Origin of the sequence: Klenkia taihuensis, assembly GCF_900112525.1 — a bacterium.
GTDB classification, from domain to species: domain Bacteria; phylum Actinomycetota; class Actinomycetes; order Mycobacteriales; family Geodermatophilaceae; genus Klenkia; species Klenkia taihuensis.
In genome coordinates this window covers 1,356,939-1,381,138 of sequence record NZ_FOMD01000001.1, presented here as the reverse complement: position 1 = coordinate 1,381,138, position 24,200 = coordinate 1,356,939, and the positions used below count along the sequence as shown (strand labels likewise).

Sequence of the window (24,200 nt, the reverse complement as noted above, 5' to 3'; positions counted from 1 at the left end):
TGGTTCTCCTGGCTGCTGTGGGACGTGATCATGGTCAGATGTCCGACCCGCTGGACACGAGGGCGTCGGCGCCGCCGACGATCTCGCTGATCTCCTGGGTGATGCCGGCCTGGCGGGCGGCGTTGGCCTGCCGGGACAGGTTCTTCGCCAGCTCCTCGGCGTTGTCCGAGGCCGACTTCATCGCCCGGCGGCGCGAGGCCGACTCCGAGGCCGCCGACTCGAGCATGGCCGCGTAGATGCGCGTGCTGATGTACTTCGGCAGCAGCGCGTCCAGCAGGGCCTCGGCGGAGGGCTCGAACTCGTAGGACGTCGGGACGTCGGTGGACCTGCTGCCCGCGGTGGCGTCCTCGCGCTCGTGCTCGAACTCCTCCACCTCCTCGACCTCCAGGGGCGCCATGCGCTTGGCGACGGGCACCTGGGAGAGCAGGGAGCGGAACTCGGTGTAGACGATGTGCAGCTCGTCGACCCCGTCGACGCCGTCGGCGTTGCCCGCGTCGTCGTCCTCACCGGCGGTGAAGGCGTCGATCAGGGTGCTGCCCACGGCCTGGGCGTCGGAGTAGCCGGGCTGCTCGGAGAAGCCGGTCCAGGTGTCGACCATCGGCCGGTCGCGGAAGCGGTAGTACGTCTCGCCCTTGCGGCCGACGACGTACAGCACCGGGTCCTTGCCCTCGCTGCGCAGCAGCGCGAGCAGCTCCTCCGTCCGGCGCAGCACGTTCACGTTGTAGGACCCCGCGAAGCCGCGGTCGGAGGTGATGACCAGCACCGCCACCCGGCCGGGCTTGTCCCGCTCGGTGAGCAGCGGGTGGTCCAGGCTCGCCGACGACGCCAGCGCCGAGAGCACCTTGGTGATCTCGCGGGCGTAGGGCTTGGAGGCCTCCACCCGGTTCTGGGCGCGCACGATGCGGGCACCGGCGATCAGCTCCTGGGCCGAGAAGATCTTCTTCGTCGACCGGGTGGAGCGGATGCGGCGCCGCAGCTGGCGGAGCGATGCGGCCATGTCAGCCCTTCTTCTTGACCTGGACGCGCTCCTGGCCGCGCTCGGACGCGTCCATCGCCTCGACCTCGGGCTCGTTCACCTTCAGCGACTCGCCGTCGCTGGTGGTGAACTGGCCGTAGAAGGAGTCGACGGCGGACTCGAGCGAGGCCACGGTGTCGTCCTCGAGCTTCAGCGAGGTCCGGATGGCGTCGAGCGCACCGGAGTCACCGCGCGAGAGGTAGTCCAGGAACTCGGACTCGAACCGACGGACGTCGCCGACCGGGACGACGTCGAGCTTGCCGCGGGTGCCCAGCCAGAGGGACACGACCTCGCGCTCCAGGGAGAACGGGGCGTACTGACCCTGCTTGAGCAGCTCGACCAGGCGCTGGCCGCGGTCCAGGGTGGCCCGCGAGGAGGCGTCCAGGTCCGAGGAGAAGGAGGAGAAGGCCTCCAGCTCGCGGAACTGGGCCAGGTCCAGGCGCAGGCGGCCGGCGACGGCCTTCATCGCCTTCGTCTGCGCGGACCCGCCGACCCGGGACACCGAGATGCCGACGTTGATGGCCGGGCGGACACCGGAGTTGAACAGACCCGTCTCGAGGAAGATCTGGCCGTCGGTGATCGAGATGACGTTGGTCGGGATGTAGGCCGACACGTCGTTGCCCTTGGTCTCGATGATCGGCAGACCCGTCTGGGAGCCGGCGCCGAGGTCGTCGGACAGCTTCGCGCAGCGCTCCAGCAGGCGGGAGTGCAAGTAGAAGACGTCGCCGGGGTAGGCCTCGCGGCCCGGCGGGCGGCGCAGCAGCAGGGACACCGCGCGGTAGGCCTCGGCCTGCTTGGACAGGTCGTCGAACACGATGAGGACGTGCTTGCCCTCGTACATCCAGTGCTGGCCGATGGCCGAGCCGGTGTAGGGGGCGATGTACTTGAAGCCCGCGGAGTCCGAGGCGGGGGCGGCGACGATGGTGGTGTACTCCATCGCGCCGGCGTCCTCCAGCGCGGCCTTGACGCCGGCGATGGTGGAGCCCTTCTGGCCGACCGCGACGTAGATGCAGCGGACCTGCTGCTTCGGGTCGCCGGTGGCCCAGGCCGCCTTCTGGTTGATGATCGTGTCGATCGCGATGGCGGTCTTGCCGGTCTGGCGGTCGCCGATGATCAGCTGGCGCTGGCCGCGGCCGATCGGGGTCATCGCGTCGATGGCCTTGATGCCGGTGGCCAGCGGCTCGCCGACGGACTGGCGCTGGACCACCGAGGGGGCCTGCAGCTCCAGGGCGCGGCGCTCGCTGGTCTCGATCTCGCCGCCGCCGTCGATCGGCACGCCGAGCGGGTCGACCACGCGGCCGAGGAAGCCCTCGCCCACGGGCACCGAGAGGACCTGGCCGGTGCGGCGCACCGTCTGGCCCTCCTCGATGGAGGCGAAGTCGCCCAGGATGACGACGCCGACCTCGCGCACGTCGAGGTTCAGGGCCAGCCCGCGCACGCCGCCCTCGAACTCCAGGAGCTCGTTGGTCATGACCGAGGGCAGGCCCTCGACCCGGGCGATGCCGTCGCCGGCCTCGGTGACGGTGCCGACCTCCTCGCGGGAGACGTCGGTGCTGTAGTCACTGACGTAGTTCTGGATGGCACTGCGGATCTCGTCCGCGGAGATCGTGAGCTCGGCCATGGCCCTGGGTGTCCTCTTCCCTGCTCAGGTTCTGTCTGTGGTGGTGGGGGTCAGCCGGCGAAGCGCCGGCCGGCCGCTGCCAGCCGGTTGGCGATGCTGCCGTCGACGATCTCGTCGCCGACCCGGATGACCAGGCCCCCGACGATCGAGGGGTCGACCTGGACCTGCAGGCCGATGGTGCGCCCGTAGGTCCGCTCGAGGATCCCCGTCAGCCGCTGCCGCTGCGCGTCGCTCAGCTCCACGGCGCTGACCACGTGCGCGACCGACTGGCCGCGCCGGGCCGAAGCCGCTTCGGAGAGACGCTCGACGGCGTTCGCTGCGTTGTGCACGTGCCGGCTGGTCAGGGAGTTCCGCACCAGCCGCTCGGTGACCGGCGAGACCTTCCCGGCCAGCAGCCGGTCCAGCAGCGTGGTCTTGCCGGTGCGGTCGGCCGCCGGGTCGCCCAGCAGGCGGCCCAGGTCGGGGTCGCCGTCGACGATGCGGCCGAACCGGAACAGCTCGTCCTCGACGGTGTCGAGCTCGCCACGGGCCTCCGCGGCGTCCAGCGCCGCGTCGGTGGCCAGCGTCTCGACGGCCTCGACCAGGTCCAGCGGCCGCGACCAGCGCTGCCGTGCGACGGTCTCCACGACGTCGGCCGCGGCGTCGCCGACCTTGCCGCGCAGCAGCCGGCCGGCCACCCCGGCCCGGTCGTCGGGGCGCACCGACGCGTCGGCCAGGGCCCGCCGGAGCGAGACCTGCCCGTCGAGCAGGTGGGCCACCGCGAACAGGTCGTCGGCCAGGCCGATCAGGCCCTGGCCGTCGGACCGGGCGCCCGAGGGGCCCCCGGTGTGCTGCGCCAGGCGCTCGCGGGAGTGCGCGAGCGCCTCGCGGCTGGCGGCCTGCATCAGCGGTCGCCCTCGGGGACGTACACGGTGCTGCCACCGGCGGTGCCGGTGGACGGGGTGGAGGTGGACATGGCGTCCAGCTCGTCGAGGAAGCGGTCGACCGTGCCGCGGCGACGGGCCTCGTCCTCGAGGGACTCCCCCACCACGCGGCCGGCGAGCGTCACGGCCATCGAGCCGATCTGCCCGCGCAGCTCGTTGACCACCTGCTGGCGGGAGGCAGCGAGCTGCTCCTCGCCGCGGGCGACGATCCGGGCGGACTCCTCCTGGGCCTGGGTGCGCAGCTCCTCGAGGATCTGCTGGCCCTCGGCACGGGCGGCGTCACGGATCTGCGCGGCCTCGGTGCGGGCCTCGGCCAGCTGCGCGCGGTACTGCTCCAGCGCGGCCTTGGCCTCGGCCTGGGCGGCCTCCGCCCGCTCGATCCCACCCTCGATCGCGTTGCGCCGCTCCTGGAACGTCTTCTCGATCATCGGAAAGACGAACTTGACGACGACGAACGCCAGGATGGCGAACGTGATCAGGCCGACGATGATCTCGCCGACCGGGGGGAGCAGCGGGTTGACCGACTCTGCGGCGATCAGATCCACGTGGAGTCTCCTCGTCCGGGCTCAGGTCCGACGGGCAGGACGGACAGGGTCACTGACCGAAGATGAAGGGCACGACCAGGCCGATGAGCGCGAGCGCCTCGGACAGGGCGGCACCCAGGAAGGCGTAGGTGCGGGTCAGGCCGGCCGACTCGGGCTGGCGGGCGGTCGCCTGGATGTAGGCGGCCCACACGATGCCCACACCGATGCCGGGGCCGATGGCGGCGAGGCCGTAGCCGACCGAACCGATGCTGCCGGTGAGCTCTGCCAGAACGTCCATTGCGGGGTGTTCCTCCTGTGTCGGTCACCCGGGGTGGTCCCGGGTGGCTGGCGGGGTGGTGCGTCTGTGGGGGTGGTGCAGGGTGCCGAGCAGGTGCTCAGTGCGCCTTCTCGACCGCCCCGTTGAGGTAGGTGGCGGTGAGGACGGTGAAGACGTAGGCCTGCAGCACGATCACCAGCACCTCGAAGAAGGTCATGAACAGCGCCATGAGGAAGGAGAACGGCGCGAACACGAAGGAGAAGTTCTCGCCGATCTTGCCCAGCAGGTACACCGTGCCGAGGGAGAAGACCACCAGCAGCATGTGGCCGGCGAACATGTTGGCGAAGAGTCGGACCGCCAGGGTGAACGGCCGGATCACGAAGACCTGCAGCAGCTCGATCGGCGTGACCAGCACCAGGAAGGGGATCGGCACACCCGAGGGGACGGCGACCTCCTTGAGGTAGCCCCCCAGTCCCTTGTTCTTGATCGAGACCGCGTTGTAGAGGATGTAGACCAGGATCGCCAGCACCAGCGGGTAGGCGAACTTGCTCATCGGCGAGATCTGGAAGAACGGCACGATGCTCATCGCGTTGTTGGCGATGATGAAGAAGAACAGCGCGCCCAGGAACGGCACGAACTGCTTGTACTTCGGGCCGATGACGTCGCGGCCGATGTTGTCCCGGACCAGGGAGTAGCTGCCCTCGAGCAGGAACTGCGACTTGCGCGGCACGACGGTCATCCGCCGGCTGGCCAGCACGAGGAAGGCCAGGATCGCGGCGGTGGCGATCCAGGAGATCACCGTGATGCGGGTGATCGTGAAGTCGATCCCGAAGATCGAGAACTCGGCCAGCGCCGGCGGGTAGAACTCGGCGATGGTCGGCGAGACGAAGCCGCCGCCGGGGTCGCTCTCGACCGCGAGCACGCTGGCGAGCGCGGAGGCGCTGGAGGTCACCGGTGTCCCTTCTGCGTCATCTGCTGCGCCCGTGGCCGGCTCCGTCGTCCGCCCGGGGTCCTGCGGTAGGTCGTGTAGCTCTTCGAGCTGATCTTGCTGTAGCTGGTCGAGCTGATCCTGACCGGCTCGTCGCCGGCCGCACCGTACTTGACGACGACCAGGTAGATGGCCGAGGCCAACCCCAGGAGCATGCCGACCACGACGAACAGACGGGTGTCCAGCCAGCGGTCCAGCAGCCATCCGGCACCGCCCCACACGACCAGCCCGGACAGCAGGGTCCCGGTGATCCCCCATCCGACGTCGGCACCGCTGTGGTGCTCGTCGTCGGCCGGGGAGGGGTCAGGTCGGCGGCCACCGTTCTGCGGGGAGGCGCTGTCCATCACATCGGACACTATCAGCCGCCTGTGGACGCCTGTCCGGGGTCTTCTACAGGCTGTCGCAGAACGCCCCGATCGGGCGACGGCGCAGGTGGGGCAGGGGGCGCCGTGTAGTACAGCTGCCGGGTCCAGACCCACCGCGCCTGCACGCCGCTCCACAGCAGGGCCCCGGCGACCACCGTCCAGGCGGTGGCGGTCCGGTCCGGGACCCCGTCGGCCGGCAGCGCCTGCAGCAGGACGAAGAAGCCGATGATCTTCACCATGAAGGTGGCGAGCGCGGCGGGCAGGGTGAAGGAGTCGTCGATCTTGCCGGCCCAGGCGATGGCGTAGCCGGACAGGCAGAAGAACGAGGTCACGACGACGGCGCCGAGCACGACGCCGAGGGCCTCGGGCCAGCCCACGAGCAGGCCCACCACCGGGACGGCGACCAGCGCCAGCCCGCCGGTGACCAGGGCACCCACCCGCAGGAAGGACAGGTCCCAGGGGCCGGCGGCGCTCCGCGGCCCGGTGCGGGCGGCGGGTCGGGTCATCGGGGTGCTCCGGTGGGGTCGGGCGTGCGCGGGGACGGGGTGGTTCCTCCCCGTGACGGTACGGCGGGGGCCGACCGGCCCCCCGGGCGGCGGTGCCACCAGCGGCCCGCCCGCGCGGCCCGCGTCTCCGACGCGGTCACCGAGGCCGCCGTCCGCTCCGCCCGGCGGGCGCGGGGGCTGAGCACCACGACGACGCCGACGACGAGCAGCACGCCGACCACCACCAGCAGCTCGACCCGGCCGCCGGTGATGGACAGGCCGATCGCGCCGAAGCTCAGCAGCGCGGCCCAGAAGTACATGATCAGCACGGCGCGGCGGTGCGAGTGCCCGATGGACAGCAGCCGGTGGTGCAGGTGCATCTTGTCCGGGCTGAACGGCGACTGGCCCTTGCGGGTGCGGCGGACGACGGCCAGCACCAGGTCGGTGAACGGGATGAACAGCACCGCCAGCGGGATGAGCAGCGGGAGCGCCAGCGGCAGCACGCTGGCCGCGGAGTCGAAGGTCTGGGTGTCCACCCGCCCGGTCGCCGACACCGCGGCCGCGGACAGCATGAGCCCGACCAGCATCGACCCGGAGTCGCCCATGAAGATGCGGGCCGGGGAGAAGTTGTGCGGCAGGAAGCCCAGGCACGCCCCGGCCAGCACGGCGGTGATCAGCGCCGGGGCCGACGCGGTGTCGTCGTAGCCGACCAGGCCGAGGTTGTAGCTGTAGGCGAACAGCGCGATGGCCGAGATGGCCGAGACCCCGGCGGCCAGGCCGTCCAGGCCGTCGATGAAGTTCAGCGCGTTGACCACCAGCACCGTGGTGAGGATGGTCAGCGGCACCCCGGTGTCGCCGAGGATCAGCGTGCCGATGTTGCCGAAGGGCAGGAAGACGTAGAGGAACTGCACGCCCAGCAGCACCATCACCCCGGCGCAGGCGATCTGGCCGGTGAGCTTGGTGAGCGCGTCGATCTCGAACCGGTCGTCGAGCACGCCCAGCAGGCAGATCAGGCCGCCGGCGACCAGGACCGCGTAGGTCTGGGAGTCCTCGAAGGTGCGCTGCAGCGCCGGCAGCCTGCTGGCCACCAGGACGGCGGCGGCCACCCCGGCGTACATGGCCACCCCTCCCCCGCGGGGGGTCGGGATGACGTGCACGTCCCGGTCGCGGACGGCGGAGACCACCTTGAGGCGCATCGCCAGCATCCGCACCACCGGCGTGGTCAGGTAGGTGACCAGCGCCGCGGTGAGGCAGACGACGACGTACTCGCGCACGAGGGGTTCGGGCTCCGTCCGGGAGGGGCGACGACGGCGCCCACGGTATCCCGCGCGGCCGGGTCCCCCCGGGACGTCGGGCTACTCGACGAGCGCGGGCACCACGGCGCGCAGCGCGTCCACCTCGACCGCGCCCACGCGGAGCACCCGCGGCCGGTCGCCGGTGCAGTCGACGATCGTGCTGGGTGCGCCGACCTCGCGGGGGCCGTCGTCCAGGATGACCGCGGCGTGCTCGCCGAGCTGGTACTCGGCCTGCTCGGCGGTGGTCGCGGCCGGGCGGCCCGACCGGTTGGCGCTGGAGACCGCCAGCGGACCGGTGCGGCGCAGCAGGTCGCGGGCCACGTCGTCGTCGGGCAGCCGGACGGCGACCGTGCCCTCGCTCTCCCCCAGGTCCCACGACAGCGTCGGGGTGTGCTCCATGACCAGGGTCAGCCCCCCGGGCCAGAACTCGCGGGCCAGGGCGTGCGCGTCCGGGGGCACGACGGTGACCAGCCCGGCCAGCGTGGAGGCCTCGGCCACCAGCACCGGCACCGGCATGTGCCGGCCGCGGTTCTTCGCGGCGAGCAGCCGCGCCACGGCGTCGGGGGTGAAGGCGTCGGCGGCCACCCCGTAGACGGTGTCGGTGGGCAGCAGGACGAGCTCGCCGCGGGACAGGGCGGCAGCGGCGGCGGCGATGCCCGCGGCGCGCTGCTCGGGGTCGGTGCAGTCGTAGACGTCGGCCACGACTGCCCAGTCTCCCCCACCTAGGCTGCGGCCCGTGCGCGGGTGGCTGTTGGTGGTCCTGCTGGTGCTGACGGCCTGCTCGGCGCCCACGGACGGCGATGCGGACGGCCCGCCGTGGGGGCTGCGCGTGGACTACCAGCTCGGCGGCGCGTACGAGCCGGCCGACGGCGTCACCGGGGTGGTCCGCGACCGCACCGACCCGCCGGCCCCGGGGCTGTGGTCGGCCTGCTACGTCAACGCCTTCCAGACCCAGCCGGGCAGCGACGAGGTGCCCGGCGACCTCCTGCTGCGCACCGCGGACGGCGAGCGCGTCGAGGACCCCGACTGGCCCGGGGAGTTCCTGCTCGACATCTCCACCCCGCAGCTGCGCGACCGGGTCGCCGCGCTGGTCGGGTCGTGGGTCGACGGCTGCGCCGACGACGGGTTCGACGCCGTCGAGCCGGACAACCTGGACAGCTGGACCCGGTCGGGCGGCCTGCTCACCCGCGCCGACGCCGAGGCGATGACCCGCCTGCTGGTCGACCGCGCGCACGCCGCCGGCCTGGACATCGCGCAGAAGAACGCCGCGGAGCTCGACGGCGCCGCCCTGGGCCTGGACTACGCCGTCACCGAGCAGTGCCAGGTGTACGACGAGTGCGACGTCTACACCGACGCCTACGGCGACCGGGTGATCGAGGTCGAGTACACCGACGACGCGTTCGAGGAGGCCTGCGCCGCCCGGGGCGACCGGGTCGCGGTGCAGCGCCGGGACCTGGACGTGTCGGTGCCGGGCAGCGAGGGCTACACGTCCCGGTTCTGCAGCTGAGCCGTGGTGAACCGGGGCCGGCCGGCGAGGTCGGGGTGGTCGGCCACGCCGGTGAAGCCGCCGTGCGCGCGCACCAGCGCCGGCAGCGAGGTGCCCTGCGCGTCGGCGTGCTCGATCGCCAGCAGGCCGCCGGGCCGCAGCAGCCGGGCCGCCGTCCGCAGCAGACCGCGGACGACGTCGAGGCCGTCGGGGCCGCCCCACAGCGCCAGCGGCGGGTCGTGGTCGGCGACCTCTCGCGGCAGCCGGGCGTCGTCGGGCACGTAGGGCGGGTTGGACACGACGACGTCGACCGCGCCGTCGACGTCGGCCAGCAGGGCGGGGTCGGTCATGTCGCCGGCCAGCACGGTGACCGGGGTGTCCCCCGCGTCGGCGCGGGCGGCGGCGTTGACCCGGGTCCAGGCGATGGCTTCGGGGTCGCGCTCGACGGCGGTCACCTGGGCCCCGGGGTGCTCGTGCGCGACCGACAGCGCGATGGCGCCCGAGCCGGTGCCGAGGTCGACCACGACGGGGGCCTCGGTGCCGGCGAGGTGGTCGAGCACCCACCCCGCGATGAGCTCGGTCTCCGGGCGCGGCACGAACACGCCCGGGCCCACGGCGAGCTCGAGGTGCCGGAACGGGGCGCGGCCGGTGAGGTGCTGCAGCGGCACCCGGTCGGCCCGCTGGGCGACCAGGTCGTCGAAGCGGCCGGGGTCGGCGACGTCGGCCAGGGTGAGCAGCCGCTGCCGGGGGACGCCGAGGGCGTGGGCGAGCAGCAGCTCGGCGTCCACCCGGGGGGACTCGACGCCGGCGTCGGCCAGCCGCCGGGAGGCGGCGGCCAGCAGGTCGCGCGGGCTCAGCTGCCGGCCTCGAGCAGCTCGGCGGTGTGCGCGGTGACCAGCGCGTCGATGACCGCGTCGAGGTCGCCGTCGAGCACGGCGTCGAGGTTGTGCGCCTTGAACCCGACGCGGTGGTCGGAGATGCGGTTCTCCGGGTAGTTGTAGGTGCGCACCCGCTCGCTGCGGTCGACGGTGCGGACCTGGCTGCGACGGGCGTCGGACGCCGTCGCCGCCGCCTCCTCGCGCGCGGCGGCCAGCAGCCGGGAGCGCAGCACGCGCAGCGCGGACTCCTTGTTCTGCAGCTGGCTCTTCTCGTTCTGGGAGCTCACCACGGTGCCGGTGGGCAGGTGGGTGATGCGGACGGCGGAGTCGGTGGTGTTCACGCTCTGCCCGCCGGGGCCCGAGGACCGGAAGACGTCGATGCGCAGGTCGTTCGGGTCGATGGTGACGTCGACCTCCTCGGCCTCAGGCAGCACCAGGACGCCGACGGCGGAGGTGTGGATGCGGCCCTGGCTCTCGGTGACCGGCACGCGCTGCACGCGGTGCACGCCGCCCTCGAACTTCAGCCGCGACCAGATGCCCTCGTCCCCGCGGGCCTTGACCGCCACGGCGACGTCCTTGTAGCCGCCGAGCTCGGCGTCGACGGCGTCGAGGACCTCGGTGGCCCAGCCACGGCGCTCGGCGTAGCGCAGGTACATCCGCAGCAGGTCCCCGGCGAACAGCGCGGACTCCGCGCCGCCCTCCCCCGCCTTGATCTCGAGGATGACGTCCTTGTCGTCGTCGGGGTCCTTGGGCAGCAGCTGCTCGCGCAGCCGGTCCTCCAGCCGCGCGATCTCGGACTCCAGCGCGCGGGCCTCGGCGGCGAAGGCCGGGTCCTCGTCGGCGAGCTCGCGGGCGGCACCCAGGTCGGCGCGGGCGGTGTCCAGCGCTGCGGAGGTCGCGACCACCGGGGCCAGCGCCGCGTAGCGGCGGGCCAGCCGGCGGGCGCGCGCCTGGTCGGCGTGCACCGACGGCTCGGCCAGCTCGAGCTCCAGGGAGGCGTGCTCGGCCAGCAGGTCGGCCAGCCCGCCGTCCGGGGTGCCGCTCACGGGTCCTCCTGGTCGTTCGTGGTCAGGACAGACGACGGCGCCCGTGCCGCTCCGGTGAGGAGCGGCACGGGCGCCGTCGGGGGTGCTACTTGCTCGCGCCGGCGGTGCGCTTGCCGAAGCGCTTCTCGAAGCGGGCCACGCGGCCGCCGGTGTCCAGCACGCGCTGCTTGCCCGTGTAGAACGGGTGGCAGGCCGAGCACATCTCGACGGTCAGCGTGCCGCCGGGGATGGTGCTGCGGGTGGTGAAGGTGTTGCCACAGCCGCAGGTCACAGCGGTCTCGTGGTAGTCGGGGTGGATGCCGGGCTTCATGTCCCTCGCCCTCTCTCTAGGTCTGTCGCGTGGGCTCCAGGACCGGGCGGGTCCATCGGCCGTGCATGGTGGTGAACGTCGTCGGCGGGCTGGTATTCCGCCTGCGCCGGGGCTCGGTCGACCAGTCTCCCACACTCAGGAGCTGCGGCCGCCCTGGGGCTGCTCGTCGCGCAGGGTGGTCTTCTGCACCTGCATGAGGAACTCGATGTTGTTGCGGGTCTTCTTCAGCTGACCCAGCAGCAGCTCGAGGGCCTGCTGCGGCTCGAGACCGGCCAGCACCCGGCGGAGCTTGATGACGATGGCCAGCTCGTCCGGGCTCATCAGCAGCTCCTCCTTGCGCGTGGAGGAGGCGTTGACGTCGACGGCGGGGAAGACCCGCTTGTCGGCCAGCCGCCGGTCGAGCTTGACCTCGGCGTTCCCGGTGCCCTTGAACTCCTCGAAGATGACCGTGTCCATCGTCGAGCCGGTCTCCACCAGCGCCGAGGCGATGATGGTCAGCGAGCCGCCGTTCTCGATGTTGCGGGCCGCGCCGAGGAAGCGCTTGGGCGGGTAGAGCGCCGTGGAGTCCACGCCGCCGGACAGGATGCGCCCGCTGGCGGGGGCCGCCAGGTTGTAGGCGCGGCCCAGCCGGGTGATGGAGTCGAGCAGGACGACGACGTCGTGGCCCATCTCGACCAGCCGCTTGGCGCGCTCGATGGACAGCTCCGCGACCGTGGTGTGGTCCGACGGCGGCCGGTCGAAGGTCGAGGCGATGACCTCGCCCTTCACCGACCGCTGCATGTCGGTGACCTCCTCGGGACGCTCGTCGACCAGGACGACCATGAGGTGGCACTCGGGGTTGTTGGTGGTGATCGCGTTGGCGATCGCCTGCAGCACCATCGTCTTGCCGGCCTTGGGCGGGCTGACGATGAGCGCGCGCTGGCCCTTGCCGATGGGCATGACCAGGTCGATGACCCGGGTGGTGAGCAGGTGCGGCTCGGTCTCCAGCCGCAGCCGGTCCTGGGGGTAGAGCGGGACCAGCTTGGTGAACTCCGGGCGGGTGCGGGCCTGCTCGGGGTCCAGGCCGTTGACCGAGTCCAGCCGGACCAGCGCGTTGTACTTGTCCTTGCGCTCGCCCTCGCGGGGCTGGCGGACCGCGCCGGTGATGGCGTCGCCGCGGCGCAGGCCGTAGCGGCGCACCTGCGACAGCGAGACGTAGACGTCGTTGGGCCCGGTCAGGTAGCCCGAGGTGCGCACGAAGGCGTAGTTGTCCAGCACGTCGAGGATGCCGGCGACGGGCAGCAGGACGTCGTCCTCGGCCACGGTGGGCTCGCCCTGGTCGTAGCGGTCGCGCCCGCCCTGGGTGCCGCCGCGCCGGTTGCGGTCGCGGTAGCGGCGGCCACGGCGCCGGCCGTTGCCGTCGAAGTCGTCGTCGTCCTCGTCGTCGCGGGTGTCGCGGCCTTGGTCGCGGGTGTCGACCCGGCCGTCGTTGCGGTTGTCGGGGCGGTCACCGCGGTCGTTGGTGCGGTTGCGGTTGCGCCCGCGGTCGCCGCGGTCCTCGTCGTCGCCGCGGCCCTGGTTGTTGTCGGCGCGGCCCTGGCCGTCGTTGCGGCCCTGGCCGCGGCCGGCGTCGCGGTCGTCGTCGCGGTCCCGGTGCGTGTCGCGGTTGCCGTCCCGGCCCTGGTCGCGGGCGCCGTCGCGGTCCCGGCCCTGGTCACGGCTCTGGTCACGCCCGTTGTCGCGGTCCTCGCCGCGGTTGCGGGTGCGCGTCCGGCCGCCGCGGTCGTCGCGGTCGGTGTCGTCGCGCTCGGACCGGTCGGTGCGCTCGGTCCGCTCCTCGCGGCCGTCGCGGGCGTCCTCGCGGTCGGCCCGCTCGGTGCGGGCGCGGCCACGGCTGCGCTGCGGGCGGCCGCCCTCGTCGTCCCGCTGCTCGGCACCGCGCTGATCGGCACCGCGCTGATCGGCACCGCGCTGCTCGGCGCGGTCCTGGGGGGCGCGGTCCTGCCGGTCACCGTCGGCGCGGACGTCGGGGGTCCGGTCGGCGGGCGCGTCGGCGGTGTGCTCGGCCGGGGCGGGGGCACCGGCCGGGCGGCTGGCGGCCCGGCGACGACGGGGAGGTGCGGTCGCGGCGGCGTCGGTGGCCCCGGCGTCGGTGCTCGCGGTGCCGGTGCTCGCGGTGTCGGTCCCCGGGGCGGTGGCCTGCGGGGCCGGGGCCTCGACGGGGGCAGCCGGGGTGCTGGCGGCCGACTCGCCGCCGGCCGGGGTGCTGGTGGCCGGGGTGCTCTCGGCCGGGGCGGCGGCGCGCGGGGCGCCGACCTGCCGCTCGGAGATGGCGGCGACCAGGTCGCTCTTGCGCATCCGGGCGGTGCCGGGGATGCCGAGCTCGGCGGCCAGGCGCTGCAGCTCGGGGAGCAGCATGCCCGACAGGCCGGCGCCTCGGCGGCGCTTCCCGGCTCCGGTCGCGGCGTCCTCGTTCGGGGCGCCCTCGACCAGGGAGGTGGTCTCGCTCACGTACAGGTCCTTCCCTGCGGTGACCCGCGCCTCCTGGCGCAGGAGATGACCCCCGGACCTCTCGGGTTCGCCCGGGTGAGGACCGGGCGGGACCGAGGAGGGGTGGGTCTGTGGGGAGCTAGACGGAGGACGGCGGTTCGGCACGTCGGACACGTCTTGCGTGGTGCTCGCCCGAGGGCGGCTGTGCGACCAGCCTAGACACGACTGGCGGTGCCGTACAACACCGGCTGTCCCCGGTGCCTTCCCAGGCAGGTCAGGACGATACAGCACCGTTCTCGTGCCCGGCCCCGTGCCGCACGCGCGCGCCGCCCGCCTCGACGGGCAGGTCCAGCACCGTCCAGCCGTCGGGGACCACGGTGTGCACCAGCGGCGCGTGACCGGGCTCGGCGCCCAGCACCAGCACGCTGGGGCCGGCGCCGGAGACGACGGCGGCGTGGCCGGCGTCCCGCAGGTCACCGACCAGCGCCGCGGTGGCCGGCATGTGCGGCCCGCGCTGGTCCTGGTGCAGGCGGTCCTCGGTGGCCGGCAGCAGCAGCTCGGGCGCGGCGGTGAGGGCGTGCACGAGCAGGGCGGCGCGGCCGGCGTTGAAGGCGGCGTCGCCGTGCGGCACGGTCGGCGGCAGCAGCGCCCGGGCGACGTGCGTGGACAGCGTCGCGGTCGGCACGCACACGACCGGGGTGACCCGGGTGTCGACGGCCAGCGAGGTGGCGCGGGCCCCGTCGGCGTCCGACCAGGACAGCGTCAGCCCGCCGAGCAGGCAGGCCGCGACGTTGTCGGGGTGGCCCTCGACCACGTCGGCGAGGGCGAGCACGCGCTCGTCGTCGATGCCGGTGACCGCCGGGCACAGCGCCCAGGCGGCGAGGATGCCGGCGACGACGGCGGCGGCCGACGAACCCAGCCCGCGACCCTGCGGGATGGCGTTGCGGGCGTGCAGCCGCAGGCCCGGGGGCAACCAGCCGAGGTCGTCGCAGGCGGCCTGGAAGGCCCGCACGACCAGGTGCGACTCGTCGCGGGGCAGCTCCTCGGCGCCGATCCCCTCGACCTCGACGGACCATCCGTCGGCGACGGAGACCTCGACCTCGTCGTAGAGGGCGAGGGCCAGGCCTGCGCTGTCGAAGGCGGGACCCAGGTTGGCGCTGGTGGCCGGCACGCGGATGCGCACCGGGGCGGGGCCGGTCACAGGCCCAGCTGCGCGGCGGCAGCGGCGGCGTCGACGGGGACGGTCACCGGCGCGGGGGCGCCGGAGATGGCCCACTCGGGGTCCTTGAGGCCGTTGCCGGTGACCGTGCAGACCACGCGCTGGCCGGGCTCGAGCTCCCCGGCCTCGGCGACCTGCAGCAGGCCCGCGACGGAGGCGGCCGAGGCGGGCTCGACGAAGACGGCCTCGGTGCGGGCCAGCAGCCGGTAGGCGGCCAGGATGGCGCGGTCGGTGACGGCGTCGATGCGCCCGCCGGACTCGTCGCGGGCGGCCAGCGCCTTGGTCCAGGACGCGGGGTTGCCGATCCGGATCGCGGTGGCGATGGTGCTGGGGTTCTCCACCACCGAGCCGCTGACGATCGGGGCGGCGCCGGCGGCCTGGAAGCCGAACATCCGCGGGCGCCGCGTGGCGGGGCCGTCGTCGGAGTACTCCCGGTAGCCCTGCCAGTAGGCGGTGATGTTGCCGGCGTTGCCGACCGGCAGGCAGTGCACGTCGGGGGCGTCGCCGAGAGCGTCGACGATCTCGAACGAGGCCGTCTTCTGGCCCTCGATGCGGTACTGGTTGACGCTGTTGACCAGGCTGACCGGGTAGTCGATGGCCAGCTTGGAGGCCAGCGCAAGGCAGTCGTCGAAGTTGCCCTGCACCTGCAGCAGCTTGGCGCCGTGCACCAGCGCCTGGGCCAGCTTGCCGGTGGCGATCTTGCCCTGCGGGACGAGGACGGCGCAGACCAGGCCGGCCCGCGCGGCGTAGGCCGCGGCGCTGGCCGAGGTGTTGCCGGTGGAGGCGCAGATGACCGCCTGGGCGCCCTCCTCGACGGCCTTGGTGATGGCCATCGTCATGCCGCGGTCCTTGAACGACCCGGTCGGGTTGGCGCCCTCGACCTTGAGGTACACGTCGCAGCCGGTGCGGCGGGACAGCTCGGGGGCAGGCACCAGCGGGGTGGCGCCCTCCTGCAGGGTCACCACCGGGGTGGAGGCGCTGACCGGCAACCGGTCGCGGTAGGCCTCGATCAGCCCCGGCCAGAACGGCGAAGCGGCGGTCATTGCAGTCCCTCCACGCGGAGCACGCTGGTCACCGCGCGGACGGCCGGCATGCCGCGCAACGCGGAGATCGTGGCAGACAGGGCGGCGTCCGGTGCCCGGTGGGTGACGATCACCAGCGTCGCGGCCTCGCCGGAGCCGTCCTGGCGGACGGTGGAGATGCTCACGTCGTGCGCGGCGAACTCCTGCGCGACCTGCGCAAGCACGCCCGGGACGTCGGCCACGTCGAGGCTGACGTGGTACCGCGTCGGGGTGTCGGCCATCGGCGCGACCGGCAGCCCGGCGTAGGCCGTCGTGCCCGGCCCGGCGACGCCGGCCACCCGGTTGCGGGCCACCGCGACCAGGTCGCCCAGCACGGCCGAGGCGGTGGGCTCGCCACCGGCGCCCTGGCCGTAGAACATCAGCTGGCCCGCGGCCTCGGCCTCGACGAACACGGCGTTGAAGGCCCCGCCGACCGACGCCAGCGGGTGCGAGGTCGGGATCATCGCCGGGTGCACCCGGACGGCGACCGACGCCCCGTGTCCCTCCCCGCCCTCACCACCCCGGCCGCCACGCTCGACCTTCTCGCAGATGGCCAGCAGCTTGACCGTGCAGCCGATCTCGGCGGCCCGGGCGACGTCGGTGGCGCTGACCGCGGCGATGCCCTCGCGGTGCACGTCGGCGGCGGTCACCGGGGTGTGGAAGGCCAGCGAGGCCAGGATGGCGGCCTTGGCGGCGGCGTCGAAGCCGTCGACGTCGGCGGTGGGGTCGGCCTCGGCGTAGCCCAGCTCCGTGGCCTCGGCCAGCGCCTCGGCGAACCCGGCGCCGGTCTCGGCCATCCGGGACAGGATGTAGTTCGTCGTCCCGTTGACGATGCCGACCACCCGGGTGAGCTGGTCGCCGGCCAGCGACTCGCGCAGCGGGCGCAGCAGCGGGATGGCCCCGGCGACGGCGGCCTCGTAGTACAGGTCGACGCCGGCCTCGGCGGCCGCGGCGTGCAGCGCGACGCCGTCGTCGGCCAGCAGCGCCTTGTTCGCGCTGACCACGCTCTTGCCGGCCGCGAACGCCGCGAGCATCAGCTCGCGGGCGGGGTCGATGCCGCCGATGACCTCGACGACCAGGTCGACGTCGTCGCGGGTGACCAGCGCGTGCGCGTCGGTGGTCAGCAGCCCGGCGGGGACACCGGGGTGCCGGTCGGGCCGGCGGACGGCGACCCCGGCCACCTCGACCGGCCGGCCGACGCGGGCGGTGATGTCCCCGGCCTGCTCGTCGAGCAGCCGGAGCACCGCCGAGCCGACCGTGCCGCAACCCAGCAGCGCGACCCGCAGCGGCGCGCTCACGAGCCCACCCCCACGTGCGGCTGGGACGGCGGGACGGCGGGCGCGGGGACGTCGGCGAGGACGGCGTCGAGGGCGAACACGTCGGACAGTGTCTGACGCCGCACGACCACGGTGGACACCCCGTCCCGCACGGCGACCACCGGCGGCTTGAGCAGGTAGTTGTAGTTCGAGGCCATCGACCAGCAGTAGGCCCCGGTGGCGGCGACGGCGAGCAGGTCCCCGGGCACGACGTCCGAGGGCAGCCACAGGTCGCGGACCAGCACGTCGCCGCTCTCGCAGTGCTTGCCCACCACCCGGCACAGCGCCGGCGGGGCGTCGGAGACCCGGTTGGCCAGCACGCAGGTGTAGGCGGCGTCGTAGAGGGCGGTGCGGATGTTGTCGCTCATCCCGCCGTCCACCGAGACGTAGTTGCGCACGCCCGGCGTCCCCGGGGCGCCCGAGGAGCCCAGCCGGACCGGCTTGATGGTGCCGATCTCGTAGAGGGTCACCGTGCCGGGGCCGGCGATCGCGCGGCCCGGCTCGACCGACAGCCGCGGCACCGGCAGGCCCAGCGCCGCGCACTCGGCCGCGACGACCGCACGCATCCGGGCGGCGACGTCGGCCGGGGCGATCGGGTCGTCGTCGGCGAGGTAGGCGATGCCGAACCCGCCGCCGAGGTTGAGCTGGCCGAGCACCACCCCGGTGGCCTGCTCGACCTGGGCCATCAGCCCGACCACGCGGTGCGCGGCGGCCTCGAAGCCCTGGGTGTCGAAGATCTGCGAGCCGATGTGGCTGTGCAGCCCGGCCAGCTCGAGCGCGGGCTCCCGGATGACCCGGACGGCGGCGGTGAGCGCGTCGCCGGTGGCCAGCGAGAAGCCGAACTTCTGGTCCTCGTGGGCGGTGGCGATGAACTCGTGGGTGTGCGCCTCGATGCCCACCGTGGTGCGGACCAGGACCGCGACCGGCGCTCCCCCGGCGGCCACCCGCGCGGCGGCCAGCTGCACCAGCCGGTCGACCTCGTCGAAGGAGTCCAGCACCACGTGGCCGACCCCGGAGTCGACGGCCAGGGCCAGCTCCACCAGGGACTTGTTGTTGCCGTGCAGCGCGATCCGGTCGGCGGGGAACCCGGCGGCCAGCGCCACCGAGAGCTCGTTGCCGCTGCAGACGTCCAGGTGCAGGCCGTCCTCGGCCACCCAGCGCGCGACCTGCCCGCACAGGAACGCCTTGGACGCGTAGTGCACGTCGGCGTCGGCGAAGCCCTCCCGGAAGTCGGCGGCCCGGCCGCGGAAGTCGGCCTCGTCGAGCACGAACAGCGGGGTGCCGTGCTCGCGGGCCAGCTCGGTCACCGGCCGGCCGGCCAGGTGCAGCTCGCCGTCGACCCGGGTCGCGCCGCGGGGCCAGACCGCGGCGTCGAGGTGGCCGAGGGAGGCAGGGGGTGCGCCGGCGGCCGAGGGCGGGGTGATGTTCCCGTGCAGCGGCCCCGCCGGGTGCGCCCTCACATCCGCTCCGGGGCGTGCACGCCGAGCACGGCCAGGCCGTTGCGCAACACCGTCGCGGTGGCCGAGCACAGCCACAGCCGGGCGACGGTGGTGGCCGTGGCCTCCTCGTCGCCGCGGGGCAGCACCCGGCAGGCGTCGTAGAAGCGGTGGTAGGTGCCGGCCAGCTCCTCGAGGTAGCGGGCCACCCGGTGCGGGGCGCGCAGCTCGGCGGCGGCGGTGACCACCCGGGGGAACTCCGCGATCGCGCGCAGCAGGTCGACCTCGCGCGGGTGGGCCAGCTGGGTGGCGTCCACGGTGTCGGCGGTGCCCAGGTCGATGCCGAGGTCGGCGGCGCCGCGCAGCAGCGAGGCGATCCGGGCGTGCGCGTACTGCACGTAGAAGACCGGGTTGTCGCTGGCCTGGGTGCTCCACAGGTCCAGGTCCAGGTCGATCTGCTGGTCCACCGAGGCCCGCGCCAGGGCGTAGCGGGCGGCGTCGGCGCCCACCGCCTCGACCAGGTCGGCCAGCGTGATGACCGTGCCGGCCCGCTTGCTCATCCGCAGCGGCTGACCGTCCCGGACCAGGTTCACCAGCTGGCCCAGCAGGATCTCCAGGTTCTGCGCCGGGTCGTCGCCGAGCGCGGCCACCAGCGCCTTGTACCGGCCGACGTAGCCGGCGTGGTCGGCGCCCAGCATGATCACGACCCGGTCGAAGCCGCGGTTCCGCTTGTCCTGGTAGTAGGCGCAGTCGGCGGCGAAGTAGGTGTAGTCGCCGTCGCTCTTGACCAGGGGCCGGTCCTTGTCGTCGCCGAAGTCGGTGGTGCGCAGCCAGGTGGCGCCGTCGGCCTCGTAGACGTGGCCCCGCTCGCGCAGCGTGCCGATGACCTTCTCCAGCGCGCCGGAGGCGTGCAGCGTGGCCTCGGAGAAGTAGGTGTCGAAGACGACGCCGAACTCGGCCAGCGAGGTCTTGATCTCGGCGAACATGAGCTCCACGCCGCGTACCCGGAAGCGCTCCTGCTCCTGCGCGGCGGGCAGCTCGGTCACCCCGGGCTCGGCGGCCACGACCTGCCCGGCGATCTCGCCGATGTAGTCGCCGGCGTAGCCGTCCTCGGGCGCGGGCCGGCCGTGCGCGGCGGCGACCAGGCTGCGGGCGAACCGGTCGATCTGGGAGCCCGCGTCGTTGAAGTAGTACTCCCGGCTGACGTCGGCGCCGCTGGCGGTGAGCAGCCGGCCCAGCGCGTCGCCGACCGCGGCCCACCGGGTGCCGCCGATGTGCACCGGGCCGGTCGGGTTGGCCGACACGAACTCCAGGTTGACCCGCTGCCCGGCCAGGGCGTCGGTGCGCCCGTAGGACTCCCCCGCCGTCACCGCGTCGACCGCGATCTGGCCGAGCGCACCCTGCGCGAAGGTGATGTTGAGGAAGCCGGGGCCGGCGACGTCGACCCGGGCGATGCCCGGCTGCTCGCGCAGGTCGGCGGCCAGCACCTCGGCCACCTCGCGCGGCGGGCGGCCGGCCTGCTTGGCCAGCTTCAGCGCCACGGTGGTGGCGTAGTCGCCGTGCTCGGGGTTGCGCGGGCGCTCCACGACGACGTCGGCCGGGACGTCGACGGACAGGGCCCCGCGCTCGACGGCCCCGCCGACGACGGCACGGACGAGGGCACTGAGCTGCTCGGGTGTCACCTGGCGATCGTAGGGGGCCGGAACCAGCGACTTCCCCGCGACGTTGCACACCCCGGGACCCCTGTGGGGGTCCTCACGTCCCGGTCCCGCACAGGTGCGGCACCTAGACTCGCCCGCCGGACGGGCACCTGCTGCTGCCGTCCCACCGGCGGCCGGCCGCGACCGCGCCGGACCCACGACCCACCTGGAGAGGCCTTGCCCGAGGACCGCACGCCCGACGCCGACGACGCAGCCGCTGCCGCGAAGAAGGACGCCCCGGCGCGACGCACGCCCGGCAAGGGCGCCGGTGGCCGCCAGGCCACCCCCGCCGGCAAGGGCCTGGGCAAGGGCGCCGGCGCCTCCGGCAAGGGCGCGGGCTCCCGCCCCGGCGGCAAGGGTGGCCGCACCCGGCCGCAGCAGGCCGCCGTCGCCAAGCCCAAGCCGTGGGGCCTGATCGCCGCGGCCGTCGCCGTCGTCGTCTTCGCCGGCGCCGTCATCGGCTACGCGGTGTACGCGGTGAACAAGAGCAACGCCGACCGGATCACCGCCGCCGACCAGATCCAGGGCGTGCAGGCCTTCGACTACGCCGCCGGCCAGCAGCACGTGACCGAGAACGTCTCCTACGAGGAGAACCCGCCCGTGGGCGGCCCGCACGACCCGTACTGGGCCGACTGCACCGGCACCGTCTACGACATCGACATCCGGCACGAGAACGCCGTGCACTCCCTCGAGCACGGCGCCGTGTGGATCACCTACGACCCCGACGTGCTCAGCCAGGACGACGTCGACACCCTGGCCGGGATCGTGCAGGGCAACTCCGGCCTGATGCTCTCCCCCTACGCCGGCCTGGCCACCGCCTCGGACCTGGGCACCCCGATCAGCCTGGAGTCCTGGAACCACCGGCTGGGCGTGGACTCCGTCGACGACCCGCGGATCCAGCAGTACGTCGACTTCTTCACCTACGGCACCGACGAGGACGGCACCTCGCTGTACCCCGAGGTCGGCGCCAGCTGCCAGAACCCGGAGTTCGCCGCCAACCCGCTGCCGGCCGAGGCCAGCAGCGAGCCGATCGGCAGCAGCGACGCCCCCACCACCGACTCGGCCGCGCCCGCGACCGGGTCGAGCACCGAGCCCACCGCCACGACCGCCCCCTGACGACCGCCCGCTGACGACGGCCCCTGACCCGGGCCGGGCCCCGCGCCCGGCCCGACCGAGGTGATCGAGATGTCCACCACCCTGACCCCGCGGACCACCGGCGACCCGGCCGGCGACGCGCCCGCCGCACCGCGGTCGCGCCGCTGGCTGGCCGCCGGGCTGGTGGCGGTCATCGCGGCCGGGCTGCTCGTCATCGGCGGCGGGCTGGCCGTCGCGCTCGGCGTCGGGCGCACCGACACCCCCACGGCGGACTCGGTGGACGCCGGGTTCTCCCTGGACATGTCCCACCACCACCTGCAGGCCGTCGAGATGGCCGTCCTCGCACAGGGGCGCAGCACCGACCCCGAGGTGCTGTCGCTGGCCTTCGACATCTCCCAGACCCAGCTCAACCAGGTCGGCCGGATGCAGGGCTGGCTGACCCTGTGGGGCCTGCCCATCACCGGCGCGAACGACATGTCGTGGATGGGCTCGTCGATGCACGACCACTCCTCGGGCGGGCTGATGCCCGGGATGGCCACCGACGACGAGCTCACCGCGCTGCGCTCGGCGTCGGGGAACGACTTCGACGTGCTGTTCCTGCAGCTGATGATCCGGCACCACCAGGGCGGCCTGGAGATGGCGCAGTACGGCGAGGAGCACGCCTCCGAGGCCGTCGTCCGGGGCCTGGCACGGTCCATCGTGGCCACCCAGAGCGCGGAGACCACGACCATGGCGAGCATGCTCGCCGCCCGCGGGGGGTCCCCGCTCCCGGCGCCGTGAGCGACTGCTAGCGTTCTGCTCGCTTCCCCACCACACGAGCCCCCGTAGCTCAGGGGATAGAGCACTGCCCTCCGGAGGCAGGGGCGCAGGTTCGAATCCTGCCGGGGGCACGCACCGACCGGGCCGGATCCTCCGCGGATCCGGCCCGTCGTGCGTCCAGCACCGGGCGACGGGGGTCCTCCATGGCACGACAGCGCACCGCGCGGCAGCGCACCGTCACCGACTCGGTGGTGGTCGCCGCGTCGCCGTCGGCGGTCTACGCGCTGGTCAGCGACCCCACCCGGACGCCGGAGTGGAGCCCGGAGAACCGCGGCGCCCGTGCCGACCGGGCCGGGTCCCTGCCGGTGGGCGCGGTCTTCACCGGCCTCAACGAGCGACGCGGGTTCCGCTGGGTCACCGAGTGCATGGTCACCGCGGCCGACCCCGGCGAACGCTTCGCCTTCCGGGTGCGCGCCATCGGCGGAGCCCGGCGGCGGGTCCGCGCCCGGATCGCCTCCTGGGAGCACCGCCTCGAGGCCGTCGACCTGCCCGGCGGGGGCTCGGGCACGCGGGTCACCCAGACCTGGACCGACGAGCGCACGATGCCCGACGCCGTCGCCCGGGTCTTCGACGCGGTGGCCACCCGAGGGCCGTTCGCGGACTTCCAGCGCCGCAACCTGGCCGAGAGCCTGCACCGGCTGCAGACCGTCCTGCGGGCGTGAGCGCCCCGACGACCCCGCGCCCCCGGGCGTGGATCCCGGTCGCGCTGACCATGTTCGCGATCGGCTGGGGCGCCAACCAGTTCGTCAGCCTGCTGGTCGCCTACCGCCGCGACGAGGGCCTGTCCGCGGTCGACGTCGCCGCCCTCGTCGGGGTCTACGCGCTGGGCCTGATCCCCGCGCTGCTGCTGCTCGGCCCGGTCTCCGACGCCCGCGGCCGCTCCCCCGTGCTGCGCGCCGCCGCGGTGGTGTCGGTCGCGGCGACCGGGGTGCTGCTGCTGGACCACCTGTGGGCCCTCTACGCCGGCCGGCTGCTCGCCGGGGTGGCCAGCGGCGCCGCCTTCGCCGCCGGCAGCGCCTGGGTGCGGGAGCTGTCGGGCACCGCGTGGGACCCCACCACGGTGCCCGGCACCGGGGCCCGCCGGGCCGCCACCGCGCTGTCGGCCGGGTTCGGTCTCGGCCCGCTGGTCGCCGGGCTGGTCGCGCAGTGGGCCCCGCACGCGCTCACCGTCGCCTACCTGCCGCACCTGGTGCTGGCCCTCGCCGTCCTGGTGCCGCTGTGGCGCGCGCCGGAGACCGTGCCGCGCGCCGAGGCCGCCGTCCCGCTGCGGCAGGCGCTGCGGGTGCGGTCGGTGGCCCGGACCCGCTTCCGCCGGCTGGTCGTCCCGGTCGCGCCGTGGGTGTTCACCGCCGCGACCGTGTCGCTGGCCGTGCTGCCCGGCCTGCTCGTGGCCCGCGGCGGGGCGGCGGCGGACTACGCGGTCGCGGTGAACGCCGTCGTCGCCGGGCTGACGCTGGGCACCGGCGTCGCGGTGCAGCCGCTGGCCCGGCGGCTGGCCGCGCAGGACACCCGCCCGGCCGCCAGGCTGGGCTGCGCGGCGGTGCTGGCCGGCCTGCTCGTGGCCGCCGGGTACGCCGCCTCCCCCGCGCCATGGCTGCTGCTGCCCACCGCCCTGCTGCTGGGCACCGGCTACGGTTGCTGCCTGGTGGCCGGGCTGCTGGAGACCCAGCGGGTGGCGGCCCCGCACGAGCTCGCCGGGCTGACCGGCGTCTTCTACGCGCTGACCTACCTGGGGTTCGCCGCACCATTGGTGCTCGCCGCGCTCACCGCGGTGGCGCCCTACCCCGTGCTGCTGCTCGTGCTCGCCGGCCTCGCGGCCGCGACGCTGGCCTGGACGTCGCTGGACCGCCGCACAGGTTGACCGCCACCGGA

Annotated in this window: 24 protein-coding genes and 1 tRNA gene; 6 read left to right on the top strand and 19 right to left on the bottom strand. The window is 74.1% G+C overall.

Translation table 11 applies throughout. The annotated features are described in order from the left end of the window. Window positions 1-34: 34 nt before the first annotated feature. The 10 genes from BM158_RS06870 to BM158_RS06825 form a co-directional block, all read right to left on the bottom strand. Window positions 35-997, bottom strand: coding sequence for a F0F1 ATP synthase subunit gamma (locus tag BM158_RS06870; RefSeq protein ID WP_091555755.1), 963 nt, complete (start codon window positions 995-997; stop codon window positions 35-37). 1 nt (window position 998) lies between these two features. Next, the gene (atpA, locus tag BM158_RS06865) at window positions 999-2,636 is read right to left on the bottom strand and encodes a F0F1 ATP synthase subunit alpha (protein ID WP_091555753.1); all 1,638 of its coding nucleotides are present in this window, start codon (window positions 2,634-2,636) and stop codon (window positions 999-1,001) included. Between the two features lie 50 nt (window positions 2,637-2,686). Next, a complete protein-coding gene (locus BM158_RS06860) occupies window positions 2,687-3,520 on the bottom strand; it encodes a F0F1 ATP synthase subunit delta (protein ID WP_091555750.1) in 834 nt (277 codons plus the stop codon). Continuing rightward, window positions 3,520-4,104, bottom strand: a complete 585-nt coding sequence (locus tag BM158_RS06855; protein WP_091555748.1) for a F0F1 ATP synthase subunit B — start codon at window positions 4,102-4,104, stop codon at window positions 3,520-3,522. The genes BM158_RS06860 and BM158_RS06855 overlap by 1 nt, the downstream gene beginning before the upstream one ends. 49 nt (window positions 4,105-4,153) lie before the next feature. Then, the gene (gene atpE / locus BM158_RS06850) at window positions 4,154-4,381 is read right to left on the bottom strand and encodes an ATP synthase F0 subunit C (protein WP_056288464.1); all 228 of its coding nucleotides are present in this window, start codon (window positions 4,379-4,381) and stop codon (window positions 4,154-4,156) included. Window positions 4,382-4,478: 97 nt separating this feature from the next. Then, window positions 4,479-5,312, bottom strand: a complete 834-nt coding sequence (atpB, locus tag BM158_RS06845; protein ID WP_091555746.1) for a F0F1 ATP synthase subunit A — start codon at window positions 5,310-5,312, stop codon at window positions 4,479-4,481. Further along, a complete protein-coding gene (locus BM158_RS22005) occupies window positions 5,309-5,692 on the bottom strand; it encodes an AtpZ/AtpI family protein (protein ID WP_191328630.1) in 384 nt (127 codons plus the stop codon). The genes atpB and BM158_RS22005 overlap by 4 nt, the downstream gene beginning before the upstream one ends. Before the next feature lie 14 nt (window positions 5,693-5,706). After that, window positions 5,707-6,219 (bottom strand): hypothetical protein, encoded by a 513-nt coding sequence (locus BM158_RS06835; RefSeq protein WP_191328632.1) that lies wholly within the window; start codon window positions 6,217-6,219, stop codon window positions 5,707-5,709. Further along, a complete protein-coding gene (locus tag BM158_RS06830; RefSeq protein ID WP_091555744.1) occupies window positions 6,216-7,472 on the bottom strand; it encodes a glycosyltransferase family 4 protein in 1,257 nt (418 codons plus the stop codon). The genes BM158_RS06835 and BM158_RS06830 overlap by 4 nt, the downstream gene beginning before the upstream one ends. An 81-nt stretch (window positions 7,473-7,553) precedes the next feature. Beyond that, on the bottom strand, window positions 7,554-8,195 hold the full coding sequence (locus BM158_RS06825; RefSeq protein WP_091555742.1) for an L-threonylcarbamoyladenylate synthase: 642 nt from the start codon (window positions 8,193-8,195) through the stop codon (window positions 7,554-7,556). A 34-nt stretch (window positions 8,196-8,229) separates the two neighbouring features. On the opposite strand from BM158_RS06825, the gene BM158_RS06820 reads away from it, so the two are divergent. Then, entirely contained in the window at window positions 8,230-9,000 is a 771-nt protein-coding gene (locus BM158_RS06820) for an endo alpha-1,4 polygalactosaminidase (protein ID WP_207506218.1), read from the top strand. Here BM158_RS06820 and prmC read toward each other — a convergent pair. The 9 genes from prmC to argS form a co-directional block, all read right to left on the bottom strand. Further along, window positions 8,976-9,818: a peptide chain release factor N(5)-glutamine methyltransferase gene (gene prmC, locus BM158_RS06815; protein WP_278247562.1), complete on the bottom strand. Its 843-nt coding sequence runs from the start codon at window positions 9,816-9,818 to the stop codon at window positions 8,976-8,978. The genes BM158_RS06820 and prmC overlap by 25 nt on opposite strands. A 14-nt stretch (window positions 9,819-9,832) precedes the next feature. Beyond that, window positions 9,833-10,903: a peptide chain release factor 1 gene (gene prfA, locus BM158_RS06810; RefSeq protein WP_229827598.1), complete on the bottom strand. Its 1,071-nt coding sequence runs from the start codon at window positions 10,901-10,903 to the stop codon at window positions 9,833-9,835. Between the two features lie 85 nt (window positions 10,904-10,988). Continuing rightward, window positions 10,989-11,213 (bottom strand): 50S ribosomal protein L31, encoded by a 225-nt coding sequence (gene rpmE / locus BM158_RS06805; RefSeq protein ID WP_091555736.1) that lies wholly within the window; start codon window positions 11,211-11,213, stop codon window positions 10,989-10,991. Window positions 11,214-11,348: 135 nt separating this feature from the next. Then, window positions 11,349-13,703, bottom strand: coding sequence for a transcription termination factor Rho (gene rho, locus BM158_RS06800; RefSeq protein ID WP_091555734.1), 2,355 nt, complete (start codon window positions 13,701-13,703; stop codon window positions 11,349-11,351). Between the two features lie 253 nt (window positions 13,704-13,956). Next, window positions 13,957-14,883 (bottom strand): homoserine kinase, encoded by a 927-nt coding sequence (gene thrB, locus BM158_RS06795; protein ID WP_091555732.1) that lies wholly within the window; start codon window positions 14,881-14,883, stop codon window positions 13,957-13,959. Continuing rightward, window positions 14,880-15,944, bottom strand: coding sequence for a threonine synthase (gene thrC, locus BM158_RS06790; protein ID WP_091555731.1), 1,065 nt, complete (start codon window positions 15,942-15,944; stop codon window positions 14,880-14,882). The genes thrB and thrC overlap by 4 nt, the downstream gene beginning before the upstream one ends. Continuing rightward, on the bottom strand, window positions 15,941-17,260 hold the full coding sequence (locus tag BM158_RS06785; protein WP_091555729.1) for a homoserine dehydrogenase: 1,320 nt from the start codon (window positions 17,258-17,260) through the stop codon (window positions 15,941-15,943). The genes thrC and BM158_RS06785 overlap by 4 nt, the downstream gene beginning before the upstream one ends. Beyond that, window positions 17,257-18,738, bottom strand: coding sequence for a diaminopimelate decarboxylase (gene lysA, locus BM158_RS06780; RefSeq protein WP_091555727.1), 1,482 nt, complete (start codon window positions 18,736-18,738; stop codon window positions 17,257-17,259). The genes BM158_RS06785 and lysA overlap by 4 nt, the downstream gene beginning before the upstream one ends. Continuing rightward, window positions 18,735-20,396 carry an arginine--tRNA ligase gene (gene argS / locus BM158_RS06775; RefSeq protein WP_091556430.1) on the bottom strand — a complete coding sequence of 554 codons (1,662 nt, stop codon included), beginning with the start codon at window positions 20,394-20,396 and terminating at the stop codon, window positions 18,735-18,737. Before argS ends, lysA begins: the two co-directional genes overlap by 4 nt. A 195-nt stretch (window positions 20,397-20,591) precedes the next feature. Between argS and BM158_RS06770 the strand changes: the two genes are divergently transcribed. From BM158_RS06770 to BM158_RS06750, 5 genes are all read left to right on the top strand, one after another. Beyond that, window positions 20,592-21,530 (top strand): DUF3105 domain-containing protein, encoded by a 939-nt coding sequence (locus BM158_RS06770; RefSeq protein ID WP_229827599.1) that lies wholly within the window; start codon window positions 20,592-20,594, stop codon window positions 21,528-21,530. A 69-nt stretch (window positions 21,531-21,599) separates the two neighbouring features. Beyond that, complete coding sequence (locus BM158_RS06765; RefSeq protein ID WP_091555725.1) at window positions 21,600-22,289, top strand: DUF305 domain-containing protein; 690 nt, start codon at window positions 21,600-21,602, stop codon at window positions 22,287-22,289. A gap of 38 nt (window positions 22,290-22,327) precedes the next feature. Next, window positions 22,328-22,399: transfer RNA gene (locus BM158_RS06760), tRNA-Arg, on the top strand. Between the two features lie 72 nt (window positions 22,400-22,471). Beyond that, entirely contained in the window at window positions 22,472-22,990 is a 519-nt protein-coding gene (locus BM158_RS06755; protein ID WP_091555722.1) for an SRPBCC family protein, read from the top strand. After that, window positions 22,987-24,189, top strand: coding sequence for an MFS transporter (locus BM158_RS06750; RefSeq protein WP_091555720.1), 1,203 nt, complete (start codon window positions 22,987-22,989; stop codon window positions 24,187-24,189). Before BM158_RS06755 ends, BM158_RS06750 begins: the two co-directional genes overlap by 4 nt. The last annotated feature ends 11 nt before the right edge of the window (window positions 24,190-24,200 follow it).

What these genes read in the sequence shown, in the direction of transcription:
- BM158_RS06870 (WP_091555755.1), bottom strand. Translation starts at nt 997, where the DNA reads ATGGCCGCATCGCTCCGCCAGCTGCGGCGCCGCATCCGCTCCACCCGG.
- atpA (WP_091555753.1), bottom strand. Translation starts at nt 2,636, where the DNA reads ATGGCCGAGCTCACGATCTCCGCGGACGAGATCCGCAGTGCCATCCAG.
- BM158_RS06860 (WP_091555750.1), bottom strand. Translation starts at nt 3,520, where the DNA reads ATGCAGGCCGCCAGCCGCGAGGCGCTCGCGCACTCCCGCGAGCGCCTG.
- atpE (WP_056288464.1), bottom strand. Translation starts at nt 4,381, where the DNA reads ATGGACGTTCTGGCAGAGCTCACCGGCAGCATCGGTTCGGTCGGCTAC.
- BM158_RS22005 (WP_191328630.1), bottom strand. Translation starts at nt 5,692, where the DNA reads ATGGACAGCGCCTCCCCGCAGAACGGTGGCCGCCGACCTGACCCCTCC.
- BM158_RS06835 (WP_191328632.1), bottom strand. Translation starts at nt 6,219, where the DNA reads ATGACCCGACCCGCCGCCCGCACCGGGCCGCGGAGCGCCGCCGGCCCC.
- rpmE (WP_091555736.1), bottom strand. Translation starts at nt 11,213, where the DNA reads ATGAAGCCCGGCATCCACCCCGACTACCACGAGACCGCTGTGACCTGC.
- thrC (WP_091555731.1), bottom strand. Translation starts at nt 15,944, where the DNA reads ATGACCGCCGCTTCGCCGTTCTGGCCGGGGCTGATCGAGGCCTACCGC.
- BM158_RS06765 (WP_091555725.1), top strand. Translation starts at nt 21,600, where the DNA reads ATGTCCACCACCCTGACCCCGCGGACCACCGGCGACCCGGCCGGCGAC.
- BM158_RS06755 (WP_091555722.1), top strand. Translation starts at nt 22,472, where the DNA reads ATGGCACGACAGCGCACCGCGCGGCAGCGCACCGTCACCGACTCGGTG.